This is a genomic window from Desulforamulus reducens MI-1 (assembly GCF_000016165.1).
GTDB classification, from domain to species: domain Bacteria; phylum Bacillota; class Desulfotomaculia; order Desulfotomaculales; family Desulfotomaculaceae; genus Desulfotomaculum; species Desulfotomaculum reducens.
This window is the reverse complement of sequence record NC_009253.1, coordinates 3,433,560-3,449,228: the sequence shown is the minus strand read 5'-3', so window position 1 is coordinate 3,449,228 and position 15,669 is coordinate 3,433,560. Positions and strand designations below refer to the sequence as shown.

The 15,669-nt window shown below is 47.8% G+C and carries 19 protein-coding genes; 18 read left to right on the top strand and 1 reads right to left on the bottom strand.

Translation table 11 applies throughout. From position 1 onward, the window contains the following. Positions 1-54: 54 nt before the first annotated feature. Both prmC and DRED_RS16845 read left to right on the top strand, forming a co-directional pair. A complete protein-coding gene (gene prmC / locus DRED_RS16850; RefSeq protein WP_011879459.1) occupies positions 55-924 on the top strand; it encodes a peptide chain release factor N(5)-glutamine methyltransferase in 870 nt (289 codons plus the stop codon). 58 nt (positions 925-982) lie between these two features. Beyond that, the gene (locus tag DRED_RS16845) at positions 983-2,824 is read left to right on the top strand and encodes an FAD-dependent oxidoreductase (protein WP_049755918.1); all 1,842 of its coding nucleotides are present in this window, start codon (positions 983-985) and stop codon (positions 2,822-2,824) included. A gap of 44 nt (positions 2,825-2,868) precedes the next feature. Here the strand turns inward: DRED_RS16845 and DRED_RS16840 are convergent, their stop codons facing one another. Beyond that, positions 2,869-3,570, bottom strand: coding sequence for a HoxN/HupN/NixA family nickel/cobalt transporter (locus DRED_RS16840; protein ID WP_420794763.1), 702 nt, complete (start codon positions 3,568-3,570; stop codon positions 2,869-2,871). 115 nt (positions 3,571-3,685) lie between these two features. On the opposite strand from DRED_RS16840, the gene DRED_RS16835 reads away from it, so the two are divergent. The 16 genes from DRED_RS16835 (at position 3,686) to atpG (ending at position 15,634) form a co-directional block, all read left to right on the top strand. Then, on the top strand, positions 3,686-4,750 hold the full coding sequence (locus DRED_RS16835) for an L-threonylcarbamoyladenylate synthase (RefSeq protein WP_011879456.1): 1,065 nt from the start codon (positions 3,686-3,688) through the stop codon (positions 4,748-4,750). A 180-nt stretch (positions 4,751-4,930) separates the two neighbouring features. Next, positions 4,931-5,473: a manganese efflux pump MntP gene (locus DRED_RS16830; protein ID WP_011879455.1), complete on the top strand. Its 543-nt coding sequence runs from the start codon at positions 4,931-4,933 to the stop codon at positions 5,471-5,473. Between the two features lie 108 nt (positions 5,474-5,581). After that, complete coding sequence (locus tag DRED_RS16825; protein WP_011879454.1) at positions 5,582-6,043, top strand: low molecular weight protein arginine phosphatase; 462 nt, start codon at positions 5,582-5,584, stop codon at positions 6,041-6,043. A 38-nt stretch (positions 6,044-6,081) separates the two neighbouring features. Continuing rightward, on the top strand, positions 6,082-6,531 hold the full coding sequence (gene rpiB, locus DRED_RS16820; RefSeq protein WP_041275032.1) for a ribose 5-phosphate isomerase B: 450 nt from the start codon (positions 6,082-6,084) through the stop codon (positions 6,529-6,531). Positions 6,532-6,570: 39 nt separating this feature from the next. Beyond that, positions 6,571-7,812, top strand: coding sequence for a serine hydroxymethyltransferase (locus DRED_RS16815; protein WP_011879452.1), 1,242 nt, complete (start codon positions 6,571-6,573; stop codon positions 7,810-7,812). Between the two features lie 14 nt (positions 7,813-7,826). Beyond that, on the top strand, positions 7,827-8,270 hold the full coding sequence (locus DRED_RS16810) for a deoxycytidylate deaminase (protein WP_011879451.1): 444 nt from the start codon (positions 7,827-7,829) through the stop codon (positions 8,268-8,270). 220 nt (positions 8,271-8,490) lie between these two features. Beyond that, complete coding sequence (locus DRED_RS16805) at positions 8,491-8,805, top strand: MazG-like family protein (RefSeq protein WP_011879450.1); 315 nt, start codon at positions 8,491-8,493, stop codon at positions 8,803-8,805. 46 nt (positions 8,806-8,851) lie between these two features. Continuing rightward, complete coding sequence (gene wecB / locus DRED_RS16800; protein WP_011879449.1) at positions 8,852-10,003, top strand: non-hydrolyzing UDP-N-acetylglucosamine 2-epimerase; 1,152 nt, start codon at positions 8,852-8,854, stop codon at positions 10,001-10,003. 270 nt (positions 10,004-10,273) lie between these two features. After that, on the top strand, positions 10,274-10,504 hold the full coding sequence (locus DRED_RS16795) for an AtpZ/AtpI family protein (RefSeq protein WP_011879448.1): 231 nt from the start codon (positions 10,274-10,276) through the stop codon (positions 10,502-10,504). Between the two features lie 4 nt (positions 10,505-10,508). Further along, a complete protein-coding gene (locus DRED_RS16790) occupies positions 10,509-10,967 on the top strand; it encodes an ATP synthase subunit I (RefSeq protein WP_041274699.1) in 459 nt (152 codons plus the stop codon). Beyond that, positions 10,964-11,752: a F0F1 ATP synthase subunit A gene (gene atpB, locus DRED_RS16785; RefSeq protein WP_011879446.1), complete on the top strand. Its 789-nt coding sequence runs from the start codon at positions 10,964-10,966 to the stop codon at positions 11,750-11,752. The genes DRED_RS16790 and atpB overlap by 4 nt, the downstream gene beginning before the upstream one ends. A gap of 39 nt (positions 11,753-11,791) precedes the next feature. Continuing rightward, complete coding sequence (gene atpE, locus DRED_RS16780) at positions 11,792-12,025, top strand: F0F1 ATP synthase subunit C (protein WP_011879445.1); 234 nt, start codon at positions 11,792-11,794, stop codon at positions 12,023-12,025. A 111-nt stretch (positions 12,026-12,136) separates the two neighbouring features. Continuing rightward, the gene (gene atpF / locus DRED_RS16775; protein ID WP_041274698.1) at positions 12,137-12,631 is read left to right on the top strand and encodes a F0F1 ATP synthase subunit B; all 495 of its coding nucleotides are present in this window, start codon (positions 12,137-12,139) and stop codon (positions 12,629-12,631) included. Beyond that, positions 12,625-13,170 (top strand): F0F1 ATP synthase subunit delta, encoded by a 546-nt coding sequence (locus DRED_RS16770; protein WP_011879443.1) that lies wholly within the window; start codon positions 12,625-12,627, stop codon positions 13,168-13,170. Before atpF ends, DRED_RS16770 begins: the two co-directional genes overlap by 7 nt. A 21-nt stretch (positions 13,171-13,191) precedes the next feature. Further along, on the top strand, positions 13,192-14,697 hold the full coding sequence (gene atpA / locus DRED_RS16765) for a F0F1 ATP synthase subunit alpha (protein ID WP_011879442.1): 1,506 nt from the start codon (positions 13,192-13,194) through the stop codon (positions 14,695-14,697). 85 nt (positions 14,698-14,782) lie between these two features. Further along, positions 14,783-15,634: an ATP synthase F1 subunit gamma gene (gene atpG, locus DRED_RS16760; protein WP_011879441.1), complete on the top strand. Its 852-nt coding sequence runs from the start codon at positions 14,783-14,785 to the stop codon at positions 15,632-15,634. Positions 15,635-15,669: the final 35 nt, after the last annotated feature.

The following is a 15,669-nucleotide window of genomic DNA, read 5'->3' as shown; positions in this document are numbered from 1 at the left end:
AAGAATACTAATAAACAAGAAGAAGTAAGATTTACTTAAACGTGAGGTATACCAATGAACATCAGAGAAGCCCTGGTAAAGGGGCGGCAATATTTAAAAGAACAACAAATTGACTCCTTTCAGTTGGACGCCCAAGTGCTGTTATCGCAGGTTACGGGCATTGATCGGACTGGCTTGTTTATGCGGCAGGAGCAACCCCTAACCCCGCAACAACAGGAAAAATACCAAATATTACTGGAGCGTCGTGCCCAGGGGGAACCCGTGGCTTACCTGATTGGGCGAAAAGAATTTATGGGCAGGGATTTTGTGGTAACCCCCGATGTTTTAATTCCCAGACCAGATACAGAGCTAATGGTGGAAACTGCTGTGAAGTTTTTTCACAAAAACTCTAGTTGTCCCCCGGTGGCTGTGGACGTAGGAACCGGCAGTGGTGCCATTGCCGTTAGCTTGGCCAGTCTGGTGCAGGAATTACAAGTCTATGCCATCGATCTTTCAGAAGCAGCCCTCAAAGTGGCCAGACAAAATGCTGAACGGCTAGGTATGAAAGAAAGGGTGCATTTTCAACAGGGTAACCTATTGGAACCACTGCTCAAAACAATGGGGGAAGAGGTCAGCATCATAACGGCAAATCTTCCCTATGTACCTAGCGGTGACATACCCACCTTAATGAGAGATGTAAAAGAATTCGAACCCCACTTGGCCCTAGATGGTGGGCCCGATGGATTGGACCTATACCGTCTGCTGATTCCCCAGGCTTACCGATTGCTGCAACCCGGTGGGTTGCTGCTAATGGAAATTGGCCCGGGACAGGGCACAGGTGCAAAAAAAATCTTGCCAGCAGGGCAGTGGCAGGGTACTGTACTTAAGGACCTGGCCGGCCGCGAACGCCTGGTGCTGGCGGAGAAAAAAGGCGAACATTTTTAAATACTCTTACGTCCTAACTTATAGAGGATTCTTATAGAAAGGTAGGCTGTAAGGAAAATTGAAGAAGCTAACTGGTACCGTACTACTATTTTTTCTAATGCTTACGGTTGTGTTGCCCTGGCCCATGGCCGCCCAGGCGAAAACCACCGACGAAAAAACTGAAAAATACGATCTAATTGTTGTGGGAAGCGATCCGGAGGGCATTGCAGCAGCCATCTCCGGAGCAAGAAACGGTCTTGCCACATTATTAATTGATACTCGCCCCGAAGTAGGTGGTCTAATGACCCGGGGCTGGCTCAACGTCATTGACATGAACATGGCTCCTAATAATCTTGGGAACCGAAATGAGATTCTCAACAAAGGAATCTTTCAGGAGTTTTATCGTCAGATCGGCTCCGGTACCTTTGATGTTCCTAGGGCCCAGGAAATTTTTGAGCAAATGCTTGGGCAGGAAGAGGATTTGGAATTGTGCCTGGGCGTAAAATACTTCTCACCGGTCATGGGATACCAAAAGGGCAAGCCCGTTGTGGAAGGAGTAAAGGTAGAGGATAAAAAAGGAGAAATTACTACCTATACCGCCAAAGGGATCATTGATGCAACCCAGGATGCCGACTTGGCTGCTGCGGCTGGCGTCCCCTTTAGTGTGGGGCAGGAAGATGCCGGCTATCCCGAGCGAAAGATGGCCACCACCCTGGTATTTAAACTGGGGGGAGTCACCCCTGAAGATTGGCAGGAGATCCGCCGGGTTCTTACCGTGGACAATGACTGGTTCACCGGGGCAACCAATGTAAGTGCCTGGGGCTTTGGACCAGTTATGGAACAGTACCGCCCCAGTAATGCCCGGGTCGGTATTCGGGGGCTGAATATTGGTCGTCAAAAGAATGGCACCCTATTAATTAACGCCCTCCATATCTTTGGTGTAGACCCCTTAAGTAAAGAATCACGTTCGGAAGCCCGTCGGTTAGCAGAACAGGAGTTGCCGAGAATTATTGACTATATGAAAGAAAACATACCTGGCCTACAGAATTGCTTTCTGGCGGAAGTGGCCCCGGAACTATATATTCGCGAATCCAGACATATCTATGGAGAATATCGCCTAACCATTGATGATGTGTTAGAGAACAGAGATTTTCCTGATCGGATTGCCTTTGGTTCCTACCCTGTGGATGTTCAAGCATCGGGTCCCAAGGAAAAGGGTGCGGTTGTCGGTGTACCGGCCCAGTATGCCATACCCTTTCGCTGTATTGTACCGCAAAGGGTGGACAACCTTCTGGTGGTGGGACGAGCAGCCAGCTTTGATTCCCTACCCCACGGCAGTGCCAGAACCATTCCGGTGGGTATGGCCACCGGCGAGGCTGCCGGTGCAGCTGTGGCCCTTAGTATAGAAGAGGACAAGACCTTCCGGCAGATAATTAAGAATTCCTCTTTGATTAATCAATTACAGGAGCTGCTGAACGACCAGGGGATGGATATTGAACCCTTTACCTGGCGGGCACCGGAAGTAACCAAACATTGGGCCTATGAAGCCCTGAAAATGATGCGTAAACATGCCCTGGTACAAGGTGGTTACTCCAATAATTACCAATTAGACGATATTATCACCGAAGAGGACTTTATTCACCTATTGCAGGAGCTTTCACACCTGTACGTAATTAGTATACCCGGGGAATTAAAGGATAAAAAGGGAGATCCTGATCTCCTGAGCGGAAAAAAAGCCGCCCTGATTATTTCCCAATATGCTGGGCAGGAAATGTCCCGAGAGGAAGCCTTTGATTACGCAATGGAGCACTACGGGGATAAGAATATATCGGACAGTTTGGCAGATAACGATGGTAGATTGACCCGGGGAGCAGCCTACAGTCTGCTAAAGTCATACGTTGAGAAAAATAAAACCAAATAATTGATAAAATGGCCGGCAGGTAAAATCCTGTCGGCCTAAACCTTCTAAAAATAAAGTTTTGTAATAGCGCTATATGCTGTTATACTCCCGATGGCAAAGATTAATAAACCACTTAACCGTGGCAGCAACCGCCAGGGTCCCTGGTCCAACAGGCTGCCGGTTAAAGAAGATAGCTTTACAAATAGTAGACCAATGGTTACCAAAGCCGCAGCCCCCCCGATACCAAAGGCCAAAACCAGCGCTAAACCTGTAAAAAAAGTGCCGCTGCTGAGAGACATTAGCAATATGGCCAGGGCACTGGGACAGGGCATTAAACCATTGGTAAAGCCTAACATTAAGACATCCAGCAGAGTTCCCCGGGAAGGGGTTAGGCTAGGACGGTAATGTTGGGAACCACAACCACAACCACAACCACATAGTACATTTTTTCGAAACATCATTCGCAACCCCACCAGGACAATAATGGTACCGGAAACCAGTTTAAGCCATAGCTCCATTTGTTCTTGGGGCATTGCTACATTGGATATAGCCAGGGCAGTGGCCGAATGGGCCAGGACAGCCATTATCACAATGACCAGAGTATGCGTAATAGCTGAGGTTAAACCCAACAAAACGGCATCCCGGGACTTCCCTTTGGACATAATCAAATAGGCCCCCATAATGCTCTTGCCGTGTCCGGGCTCCAATGCATGCAAGGCGCCGATTCCTAGGGCTGAACAAAAATACATCCAAAAATCCACCTTCATACCTCCTGGATTCCCTAATCCTTAATAACTATTCTTTCTTTGGCAATTTCATACCAGATCTTGCATTTGCAACCAGATAATATGTTATACTATCTGCGAAGGATGGAGGCGCAGAATGGAACGCATTGATACTAAAATATGGCATCTAAATCCCTCTGCCCTGGATATGAGGCTCATTAATCAGGCAGCGGCAATCATAAAAAGAGGTGGCTTGGTGGCTTTCCCCACAGAAACCGTCTATGGCCTTGGGGCCAATGGGCTTGACGGTAAGGCTGTGGCAGATATTTATCGTGCCAAGGGTAGGCCCTCTGACAATCCATTGATACTCCATGTTGCCGATACCAACATGGTGCGAGAATTAAGCAAAAACCTACCGCCAAAGGCTACCTTACTGATGAAAAAGTTCTGGCCGGGACCATTAACCCTAGTGGTTCCCAGAGCAAGCCACATCCCCCGGGAAGTAACCGGCGGTTTAGCCACAGTGGCGGTACGGATGCCCCATCACCCAGTGGCCTTAGCTCTTATTAAAGCCTCCGGTGTACCCATTGCAGCACCCAGTGCAAACAAATCCGGGCGACCCAGTCCCACCAACGCAGAGCACGTGAAGCTTGATTTGCAAGGCTGTATCGATGCCATTTTGGATGGCGGACCCGCAGGTTTGGGCTTGGAATCCACAGTGTTGGACTTAACCGGTGCCGCACCGGTTATCTTGCGGCCCGGTGGTGTTACCTATGAGCAGTTGCTGGAGGCACTGGGGGATGTTACCATAGACCCCTCGGCGCTGGGAGAAAGGTTGTCCAAGGATAAGGCTCCCCGCTCCCCTGGTATGAAATATAAGCACTATGCTCCCGCGGCCCCTTTGATCCTTTTTGAGGGTGAACCGGAAAAGGTTAAGGCTGCCATAGTTGAAAGGGCAGAGGAACTGTTAAAGGGGGGTAAACGAGTGGGCATACTGGCCACCGAGGAACATGCCCAAGACTATCCGCCAGATAGCAAAATATTAAAAATTGGCTCCAGAAAGAATCCTGCCGGCGTGGCAGCCATGCTTTTTAAACGTTTAAGGGAATTCGACCAGCTTCAGGTGGATGTAATCCTGACCGAAGGTTTCGAAACAAAGGGAATCGGTTTGGCCGTCATGAATCGCCTGCGCCGGGCGGCTGGTGAAAGGATAGAATGCTAGCCGTTGGCCATTAGCCATTAATTATTAGCCGTTAGCCAAAAGGATAACACCTAAAAGCTAATGGCTAAATGCTATAATGGTTTGTAGTGGTACAATTAAGTTATTTTTAGTAACCCAAGACCATAGATTAATATCTAGGAGAGGAAGCCCTAATTTTTATTAAAGAAAGATGGGGTTATTTTGAGTTTATTTACATTATTTGCCTTAGCGGTGGCCTTAGGAACAGATGCTTTCTCACTATGTATTGGCATTGGAATAGCTGGGGTTAACCGTCGCCAAATTGCCCTTATAAGTTTAACCGTGTTAATATTTCATATCTTGATGCCCCTCCTAGGTTGGTACGCCGGTGGTTTTCTGGGAAGCAAAATGGGTCAGGCCGCATCCATTGCCGGGGCGTTGCTGCTGCTGTACCTTGGGGGCAAAATGATTTGGGATACCATAAAACCTGGGAAAGATGAGGGACCACGGTTCGTTATTACCAACACAGGGGGGTTACTGCTTTTGTCAGCCAGTGTAAGTATGGACGCCCTAAGTGTAGGGTTTACCCTGGGAACCCAACAGGTATCCCTTGTTCTGGCAGCCGGTGTTATCGGTCTCGTAGCGGGGATGATGACCTTTGCCGGCCTTACACTGGGCAAATATGTCGGGGACTGGATTGGTGAAAGGGCCGAATTGGTGGGGGGTATTATTCTGGTGGGAATCGGAGTAAAATTATTTTTTTAAAGGAAAAAGCATGATAATTGTAGAAAAAATAACTGTTCTTGGTGAAAAGGGCAGTTTTTCTTATTGCTTAGGACAACCCTGGGAATACTAGCATCGGAGGAGTGTTGCATGGGAAAGAAAATTTTGTTTGTTTGTACTGGGAATACTTGTCGCAGCAGCATGGCCGAAGCATTGGCCAAGGCATTGGCAGAGGAAAAAAACTTAGGGGGATACACCTTTCTTTCTGCCGGGACCATGGCCTGGACCGGGGAGAAAGCCAGCCAGCAGGCGGTGGAGGTCTTGGGGGAACAGGGGATCGAATTGTCCCAACACCGGGCCATGCTTTTGACACCGGAATTGGTAACCGAGGCTGATTTAATTCTAACCATGACTGAAAACCATCGCCAGCAGATTATACGCCAAGCCCCGGAGTCCCAAGGGAAGGTTTTCACCCTAGGGGATTATGTGGGAGAGAACGGTGATGTGTCAGATCCCTTTGGCAGCCCCGTAGAAACCTATCGGCGCTGCGCAGGGGAATTAAAAAACTTGATCAGTAAGGCTTTGGATAAGTTATCTAAGGACAGTCTTTAAATTAATTTAGCAGCATGGAGGTTGAAGCATTGAAAAACATATCAATAGTACTGGGAAGCGATCATGCAGGTTTCGAAATGAAAGAACAAATAAAGGAATATTTGCAAGGTCAGGGGCACACAGTGCAGGACATGGGTTGTAACGGCACCGAATCCTGTGACTACCCGGATTTTGCTCTGGCTGTGGGAGAAAAAATTCGCTCTGGCCAATGTCAGCAGGGCATTCTCATCTGTGGTACCGGTGTGGGTATGGCCATTGCCGTAAACAAGGTACCTGGTGTACGGGCGGCTAACGTTTTTGCACCGGAAATTGCGCAACTGGCCCGGGAACACAACAACGCCAACGTCCTCACCATGGGATCAAGATTTATCGACCTAGCCCAGGCCAAGGCTATCGTGGAAAAATTTATCAACACTGAATTTGCCGGCGATCGCCACGCCAAACGGGTGGACAAGATTAGTGCTATTGAGAAAAAGTATAGCTTATAGGTAAAAGTCACTGATACATATGAGAGGAGAGAAAATTCCATGTTTAACGGTAAACTAGCTCAAACCGACCCGGAGCTTGCAAAAGCTATCGAGCTGGAACACCAACGCCAGCAGAGAAACATCGAGTTAATTGCATCGGAGAACTTTGTGAGTCCTGCAGTATTGGAAGCCCAGGGATCTATTCTTACCAACAAATACGCAGAGGGTTACCCCGGCAAACGCTATTATGGGGGCTGTGAATTTGTGGATATTGCAGAGTCCCTAGCTATTAGTAGGGCTAAGAAATTATTTGGGGCAGATCATGCCAATGTGCAGCCCCATTCCGGAGCTCAGGCCAACTTTGCCGTATACTTTGCCCTGTTACAACCCGGGGACAAAATTCTAGGTATGAACCTGGCCCACGGGGGACATCTAACCCATGGCAGCCCGGTCAACGTATCGGGTAAATATTTTAATGTGGTGGCCTATGGAGTAGAAGAGGACACTGGGTGCATCAATTATGAGAAACTACGGGAGATCGCCCTGCAGGAAAAGCCCAAAATGATCGTGGCAGGTGCCAGTGCCTATGCCCGGGCCATCGATTTTAAAAAAATTGGGGAAATTGCCAAGGAAATTGATGCTTACTTCTTTGTGGATATGGCCCATATTGCTGGTTTAGTAGCTGCAGGGTTACATCAGAGTCCCGTACCCTATGCCGATGTTGTTACCACCACCACCCACAAAACCCTGCGGGGACCCCGGGGCGGTATGATTTTATGCAAAGAAGAATATGCTCAGTTAATTGACAAAGCCATATTCCCTGGCAGCCAAGGCGGACCCTTGATGCATGTGATTGCGGCCAAGGCAGCGGCCTTTGGGGAAGCACTGAAACCAGAGTTTAAAGCATACCAGCAGCAGATTATTAATAACGCTCAAGCCTTGGCCAAGGGTTTACTGGAGCGGGGCTTTAACCTTGTTTCCGGCGGTACCGACAACCACCTGATACTGGTGGACCTGCGGGGCACCGGCATTACGGGTAAACAGGCCGAAACACTGTTGGACGAAGTTCATATCACCTGCAACAAAAACGCCATTCCCTTTGACCCGGAAAAACCCTTTGTAACCAGCGGTATTCGCCTAGGTACACCGGCGGTAACAACCCGGGGCTTTAAAGAAAAGGATATGGATAAAGTGGCAGAAATCATTGCTCTTACCCTGCAAGAAAAAGACAACCCAGACACCCAGGAAAAAGCCAGAGCCATGGTCAAAGAACTCTGCGACAAATATCCGCTGTATGCTTAGGGGAGGTGCCCCAAGTGCGCCCTTCCTGGGATGAATACTTCATGGAAATTACCCGGGTGGTTGCCACCCGTTCCACCTGTCTGCGCCGTAAGGTAGGTGCGGTCATTGTTAAGGACAACCGCATTCTGGCCACCGGCTACAATGGTGCTCCGGCGGGTCTTACCCACTGCTTGGAAATAGGTTGCCTGAGAGAAAAATTGGGGGTCCCCTCGGGCCAACGCCATGAACTATGTCGGGCCTTGCACGCCGAACAAAACGCTATTATCCAGGCGGCGGTACACGGTACGGCAATTCAGGGCAGTATCATCTATGTAACGGATCAACCCTGCGTCATGTGCTCCAAAATGATTGTCAATGCGGGGATTAAAAAAGTGATCTTTGCCGGCGACTATCCAGACGACCTCTCTTTGCAAATATTTAAAGAAGCCTGTATAGAACTGGTTAAAGCAACGAGTTAGGTATCCAGGTTGAGACATCTAAGAGTAAAGGGATTGGGGCCTGCCAGGGGTAACACCTAGGGTAGGCCTTACTTTATGCAAAAGGCAATCAGGTCTTGCTGTCGATATGATGCCAGCCGACTTTCGAAGATTAACTTGTTTAAATCTTTCTAAAGATTTACAAAACTTGTCATTGGCAAGCATTACGTAATATACTTGTAGGGGAGAGGAGGCAACGATAATGTTAACCAAAACCATCGCCCTACCCAAATTAAATCACCTCTCACCGACCATGGAATCCACTGCTTTAAAACTAATGGAAGAAGCCGGGGAATTGGCCCAAGCTATCGGAAAATTTCGTGGTATGAGCGGGGAACAGAAAAAGTTTGAAGAAAAAGAAGTAATGGAGCTAATCACCAAAGAATTATTGGACGTGGCTCAGACTGCCGTCAGTATGATGTTTGTGCTGGAGGAACAATATGGCGTTAATATTGAAAAGACCCAGGAGAAGCATATAGAAAAATTGATTAATAAAGGATATCTTTGCATAGAATAAAATAGTGTGTTTTCTTAGTTTTAAGAATTCACCGGGAGGGAAGATCATGCTTAAAGTACTTACCGTGTTCGGTACCCGGCCCGAAGCAATTAAAATGGCTCCATTGGTAAAAGAATTGAACAGTCGGCCGGATAAAATTAAATCCATGGTGGCAGTAACGGCCCAGCACCGGGAAATGTTGGATCAGGTTCTGGAACTGTTTGATATCATTCCAGACTATGATCTTAATATAATGCAGGAGGGTCAAACCCTCTATGATGTTACCACAAGGGCGTTGGAAGGCCTAAAGTCGGTCTTAATTGAATGTAACCCAGATCTAGTGCTTGTGCACGGGGATACCACCACCACCTTCGTGGCAGCCCTAGCCGCCTATTATCGGCAGATTCCAGTAGGACACGTAGAGGCAGGGCTGAGAACCCATAATAAATACTCACCCTTCCCCGAAGAAATGAACCGGCGCCTTACTGGGGCCCTGGCGGAATATCATTTTGCACCAACCCAGAAGGCCATGCAGAACCTGATTAAAGAAAACATTAACATGGACAATATTTTCGTTACCGGCAATACCGTCATTGACGCTCTGAAGGCAACCGTAAGAGAAGATTATGTATTTTCAGATCCACTGCTAAATAAAATAGATTTTACCAAACATCGTGTTTTACTGGTAACAACTCACCGCCGGGAAAACCTGGGAGAGCCCATGCGGGCCATTTATCTGGCCCTTAAGGAGATCGTTGCAACACACTCGGATGTAGAGATCGTTTTCCCGGTACATAAGAACCCTGCGGTACGTCGTGTGGTTAATGAAGTATTAGGAGGAATCGAGAGGGTTCACCTAATTGAACCCTTGCAGTATGAGCCCTTTATTAACTTGATGCAGCGTTGTTACCTGGTATTAACAGACTCCGGGGGGATGCAAGAAGAAGCCCCTTCCCTGGGGAAGCCCGTCTTAGTATTACGGGATACCACCGAGCGACCGGAAGCCATTGAAGCGGGAACCGTAAAGCTGGTGGGCACCGATCGGGAGAAAGTTCATACGGTCACAAACCATTTATTGAACAATTTCGAATCTTACACAAAAATGTCAGAGGCTGTCAATCCCTATGGGGATGGTTTGGCCTCCAAACGAATTGTTGATTTTATATGCTATAGATTCGGCCTACAAGAAGAACAGCCAGAAGAGTTTTTGACAAAATAAATGTAATAAATTTTTCCATTAATGGTAGCCAAAACCGTCTGTATTAAAAAATTATTTAAAAAATTGGCTAAAATCATAATTCAGCTGGAGGAAAAATGCAAAACTTGTAGAAGTTATATATCAATCTCAATATGAATGACAGCTAGACGACAAAAGTGACAAATGGTTTTAGGGTGGACATTGTGAAAGATGGAATTAGGGTCATATTTTAATCCCGAAGGATAACTGAAAGACGTACCTAGGGTAGACCCGAAAGGACACCTAATAAATATGAGTGAAAAAGGTAAAGGAGAACCATTAAGAGCATTGGCACTGGCCTCTTCCATCAGCGTAGAAATTGCATCTGCCACTGTTATTGGTTTTTTTGGAGGACGCTGGCTAGACAGTAAGTTTCAAACAGATCCTTGGTTAATGCTGCTGGGTTTGCTATTGGGTATGGCCGGGGGGATGTGGGGGGTCTATCATACACTGGAAACCTTTCGTAAAAAAGACAAGGGGTGAGTCGATGCTGGGTTCCCAAATCATGCCGAGTCTAGAGGTTCAACTGAAGCGAACGGTAAAATCTACAGCCATTATAGTAGCTTTTTTAGCCTTGGCAGTTGTTCTGGATTTTCCAAATACAATTTATAAAGGATTGTTTATCGGTTCTCTGGTTAGTCTGCAAAATGCCATATTATTAAGTAAAAGAATAAAAAAGGTTTCAACCATTAAAGATGTAGGTAAAGCAATTGCATATATGCGCAGGGGTTTCTTTATCCGCCTGATTATTATTATGGCCACCCTGTGGCTGTCTATCAGAATTCCCAGTGTCAGCGTGAATGCCACAGCGGTAGGCTTGTTTGTTGCCCCAATATTGTCAATTTCCGACTTTTTTATCACAATGATTAAAGAGAGCTCCCTAAAATCAGAGGCTCTCGATAATAAAGTTAGGCAAATACAACGTGAAGGGGGTGAAAACGCATGAGCGCTGCAGCGGGAGCTGCGCAGGCAGCAGAGCATCACGATATGCTGCACATGGTGGAAATGGACTTGAACTTTTGGAACATTCCACTATTCACGGAATACGACAAGTATTGGCATATTATGGGTCTGAGTATTAGCCCCAGGACGATGATTATGACTTGGATCACCATGGCACTGGTATTGCTCTTCGCCTGGGCGTGCACCAAAAACCAGAACGTCAGAAGTCCTGGCAAAGCACAGGCAACCTTCGAGGTGTTGTGGGAATTTCTGGGAGGACAGGTATTCAGCAACCTTGGCAATAAGCTAGGGGCTGCCATGATGCCAATCATTGTAACCTTTTTTATCTATATTGTGTTTGCCAACCTGCTGGGTCTGATACCGACATTAAGTTCACCCACCGCAGATAAAAACACAACCTTCGGACTTGCATTAATCGTAGTTTTATTAATTCACTACCATGGCCTCAAGGCCAACGGTGTTGGCGGTCATATCGGACACTACTTTCAGCCCTTTAAACCCTTTGTGGTGATTCACCTGATTGAAGAAATCGCAAGACCTGTTACCCTGGCCTTTCGTCTTTATGGTAACATCTTCGCCGGTGAAGTGCTGATTGCTGTATTGCTAGGTTTGATTAACATCAATGCCTATGTGTTTGGTGGATTTATTCCTTCTGTTATCTGGTTAGCTTTCTCTGTGTTCGTAGGTTTCGTACAAGCATTCGTATTCTCAATGTTAACCATTGCATATGTTTCACAGTTTGCTGCACATGAAGCTGACCACCACTAGGTTTTATTGATTAACATCACAGGAAAGGAGGGGAAATGAATGGAAGTAGGAGCTGCTGCTGCTATTGCTACTGGTTTAGCTGTAGGTTTAGGTGCTCTGGGTGCTGCTGTTGGTGACGGTATTTGTACTGGTAAAGCCATCGAGTCCATCGCCCGTCAGCCTGAAGCCAAAGGTACCATCCAAACCACCATGTTTATTTCTGTAGGTCTGATCGAATCTATCCCCATTATCGCCGTAGTACTTGCCTTTATGTTATTTGGTAAGCTTGGTTAATTCCAACAAGTACATTTTTTTTAGGACGGGGGCGATTTGGCGGGCTTAACGCAGTCTCCAAGCCCGCCAGCGCCTTCCTTATTGTCCGCCCAGACGGAAGGAGGGGAATTCGTGGAGAGCTTAGGTTTTAATGGCACATTACTAGCCCAGATGTTCAACTTCCTGGTCTTATTAATCTTGCTCAGGGCGGTGGCCTACAAGCCGTTTATGAACATGCTGGAAAAACGTAGGGAACTGATCGAAGGCAGTATAGCTGCCGCCGAAGAAGATAAAAAGCAGGCAGAGCAACTTCGTGCTACCTTACAGGCTGATTTACAGCGTTCCCGGGAGCAGGCCACAGAGATGATGGCCCGTGCAACCAAGAATGCCGAAGAGCAAGCCCAGCAGATCATCGAAGCTGCCAAAGCTGAAGCTGCCCGTGTAAAAGACAGTGCCCTGTCCGAAATCCAGCGTGAGAAAGAAAGGGCAGTGGCTGAACTCAGGGATCAAGTTGCTACACTCTCCATTTTGGTGGCTGGCAAAATTATCGACCAGAAGCTGAATGACGATGTTCAAAAGGATCTGGTTAACAAATTTGTCAAAGAGGCAGGCGATCTGCCATGTTAAGAGGGGCTGTGGCAAGACGTTATGCTCAGGCCCTGTATGAAATTGCCCAGGAGAAAAACGCCCTGGAAGCTATGGAACAAGAGCTAAAGGGTGTTGCCGAAGCAATTGAAGGGACTAGGGAACTCCAAAAGGTATTATACCACCCGCAGGTGTTACCAGGTGAAAAGAAAAACCTGCTTAAGGCACTTTTTACCGATAAAGTCTCTGACGAGACCTTGAATTTTCTGGGTCTTGTGGTAGACAAGCGCAGAGAAAACTACATAGCAGGCATTGCTGCTGAGTTTTCAGTTTTGGCCAATGAGGCCCGTGGTAAAGTGGCGGCAGAAGTTACCACAGCCATTGAAATTGATGAAAAGCAAAAACAAGAACTGGTAAAAGTAGCTTCCCGCATGGCCGGGAAAGAAGTGGAACCAACCTTCGGGGTGGATCCTTCTCTCATCGGCGGTGTTGTTGTACGTATCGGTAGTAAGGTGATTGATGGCAGCATCAAGACCCGCCTTGCTACAATAAAATCACGCCTCATGTCAAAAACCAGTTAATAGATAGGGGTGAACCAGTACATGAATTTGCGACCTGAAGAGATCAGCTCGATCATAAGGCAGCAAATCGATAAATACGAGGCCCAAGTGGAAGTATCCGACGTGGGCACCGTTATCCAGGTCGGCGACGGTATCGCCCGTGTTTATGGCCTCGAGGACTGCATGGCCGCAGAACTGTTAGAGTTCCCCGGCGGAACCCTCGGTATGGCCCTTAACCTGGAAGAAGATAACATCGGTTGCGTTATTATGGGACCCTATACCCACATTAAAGAAGGTGACCCCGTTAAACGTACCGGCCGTATTATCTCTGTTCCCGTTGGCGATGCCTTGATCGGTCGTGTTGTTAACCCGCTGGGCCAGCCCATTGATGGCAAAGGTCCCATCAAGACTGAGAAATACCGCCCCACCGAGCGTATTGCTCCGGGTGTTATTACACGTAAGTCCGTTACTGTGCCTTTACAAACAGGTCTTAAGGCCATTGACGCCATGGTTCCTGTGGGCCGTGGCCAGCGTGAATTGATCATTGGTGACCGCCAAACCGGTAAAACCGCTGTGGCCGTTGATGCCATCATCAACCAGAAGGGTCAAGATGTTATCTGTATCTACGTTGCTGTAGGTCAGAAAGCTTCCACCGTAGCCGGTGTTGTGCAGACCCTGGAAGCCCACGGCGCCATGGAATATTCCATCGTGGTGGCTGCCAACGCTTCCGAACCTGCTCCTCTGCTCTACCTGGCTCCTTACTCCGGTTGCGCAATGGGCGAAGAATTTATGGATAACGGTAAAGACGTATTAATTATCTACGATGACCTGTCCAAACAGGCTACTGCTTACCGTGAAATGTCCCTGTTGCTCCGTCGTCCTCCCGGACGTGAAGCATTCCCTGGTGACGTATTCTATCTACACTCCCGCCTGCTGGAGCGTGCTGCCCGCTTAGCTCCTGAATTCGGCGGCGGTTCCATTACCGCTCTGCCAATTATTGAAACCCAGGCCGGTGACGTGTCTGCGTATATTCCTACCAACGTTATTTCTATTACCGATGGTCAGATCTTCCTGGAAACTGACTTGTTTAACTCCGGTCAGCGTCCAGCTATTTCCGTAGGTCTGTCTGTATCCCGCGTTGGTGGTGCGGCACAAATTAAAGCCATGAAGCAGGTTGCTGGTCAGCTTCGTCTGGACCTGGCCCAGTACCGTGAACTGGCTGCCTTTGCCCAGTTTGGTTCCGATCTGGATAAAGCTACCCAGGCTCGTCTGAACCGTGGTGCCCGTACTGTACAAATCCTGAAGCAAGGACAGTACAAGCCCTACCCGGTTGAAGAACAGGTTGTGGTTATCTACACCGCTGTTAAAGGCTTCCTGGATGACGTTGAACTAAACAAGATCGGCGCCTTTGAAGATGGTTTTATTAACTTCATGCGTAGCAACAAAGCTGATATCCTAAAGGCTATCAGAGAGCAAAAGGAAATTAAGCCCGAGACCGATGCCAAGTTAGTGGCAGCGATCGAAGAGTTTAAGAAAACCTTTGCCTAGACATAATGTTCTATTTTCGTAGTTCGGTATAGAAAGCGTCGAACCTCGAACCACGGACTTCGAAAAGAAGGTGGTGATTTAGTAAATGGCCAGTGCCCGTGATTTAAGGCGCCGGATTAAAAGTGTTAAAAGTACCCAACAAATCACCAAAGCCATGAAAATGGTGGCTGCCGCCAAACTTCGTCGGGCTCAGGAGGCGGTTGAAGCAGCCCGTCCCTTTGCCTTGAAGATTAAAGACGTATTAAGCCGTGTGGCTGCCGCCAGCGGTGGTGCCAGCCATCCCCTTTTAGAGGAACGGGAAGTTAAAACAATCGCCTACGTTATTATAACTGCCGACCGAGGGCTATGTGGCGGTTTCAACGCCAACATCCTGAGGCGTGCTGCCAGCGAGGTAAGGGATGTTAATAACCCGGCCATAGTTGCCGTTGGTACTAAATCCCGGGATTACTTTACCCGACGTGGCTATGATATTACTGCATCTTATGTGCGTTTAGGTGAAGCCATTCAGTTTTCCCAGGCTAAAGAGATTGCTAGGTTTGTCATAGACAAATACGTTGCCGGTGAGTTTGATGAGGTGCATTTGGTGTTCAGCGAATTTGTCAACATCCTGACCCAACGACCCGTCAAAGTCAAACTGCTGCCAGTGGAAACCCCCACCGAAGAGAAGAAAGGGCCCCAGGTGGAATACATCTTCGAGCCCTCCGCCGAAGCTGTACTGGCGGAACTTCTACCCACCTATGTGGAAACAACGGTCTTCAGGGCCATGCTGGAAGCTAAGGCCGGCGAGCAAGGTGCCCGGATGACAGCAATGGATTCCGCTACCAAGAACGCCAAAGAATTGATAAATAAACTAACCCTGTCCTTGAACCGTGCCCGTCAGGCTGCCATTACGAAAGAAATCTCCGAAATCGTTGGTGGTGCGGCGGCATTGGAATAAGAATAGCGTGAAAATCTGACTGCAAGGAGGTCGGA

Excerpts from the sequence above, each read along its gene's own strand:
- prmC (WP_011879459.1), top strand. The coding sequence starts at position 55 with ATGAACATCAGAGAAGCCCTGGTAAAGGGGCGGCAATATTTAAAAGAA.
- atpB (WP_011879446.1), top strand. The coding sequence starts at position 10,964 with ATGAGCGCTGCAGCGGGAGCTGCGCAGGCAGCAGAGCATCACGATATG.
- atpA (WP_011879442.1), top strand. The coding sequence starts at position 13,192 with ATGAATTTGCGACCTGAAGAGATCAGCTCGATCATAAGGCAGCAAATC.
- DRED_RS16770 (WP_011879443.1), top strand. The coding sequence starts at position 12,625 with ATGTTAAGAGGGGCTGTGGCAAGACGTTATGCTCAGGCCCTGTATGAA.
- DRED_RS16790 (WP_041274699.1), top strand. The coding sequence starts at position 10,509 with ATGCTGGGTTCCCAAATCATGCCGAGTCTAGAGGTTCAACTGAAGCGA.
- atpE (WP_011879445.1), top strand. The coding sequence starts at position 11,792 with ATGGAAGTAGGAGCTGCTGCTGCTATTGCTACTGGTTTAGCTGTAGGT.
- DRED_RS16805 (WP_011879450.1), top strand. The coding sequence starts at position 8,491 with ATGTTAACCAAAACCATCGCCCTACCCAAATTAAATCACCTCTCACCG.
- DRED_RS16795 (WP_011879448.1), top strand. The coding sequence starts at position 10,274 with ATGAGTGAAAAAGGTAAAGGAGAACCATTAAGAGCATTGGCACTGGCC.
- DRED_RS16825 (WP_011879454.1), top strand. The coding sequence starts at position 5,582 with ATGGGAAAGAAAATTTTGTTTGTTTGTACTGGGAATACTTGTCGCAGC.
- DRED_RS16815 (WP_011879452.1), top strand. The coding sequence starts at position 6,571 with ATGTTTAACGGTAAACTAGCTCAAACCGACCCGGAGCTTGCAAAAGCT.
- wecB (WP_011879449.1), top strand. The coding sequence starts at position 8,852 with ATGCTTAAAGTACTTACCGTGTTCGGTACCCGGCCCGAAGCAATTAAA.
- DRED_RS16840 (WP_420794763.1), bottom strand. The coding sequence starts at position 3,570 with ATGAAGGTGGATTTTTGGATGTATTTTTGTTCAGCCCTAGGAATCGGC.
- DRED_RS16835 (WP_011879456.1), top strand. The coding sequence starts at position 3,686 with ATGGAACGCATTGATACTAAAATATGGCATCTAAATCCCTCTGCCCTG.
- atpG (WP_011879441.1), top strand. The coding sequence starts at position 14,783 with ATGGCCAGTGCCCGTGATTTAAGGCGCCGGATTAAAAGTGTTAAAAGT.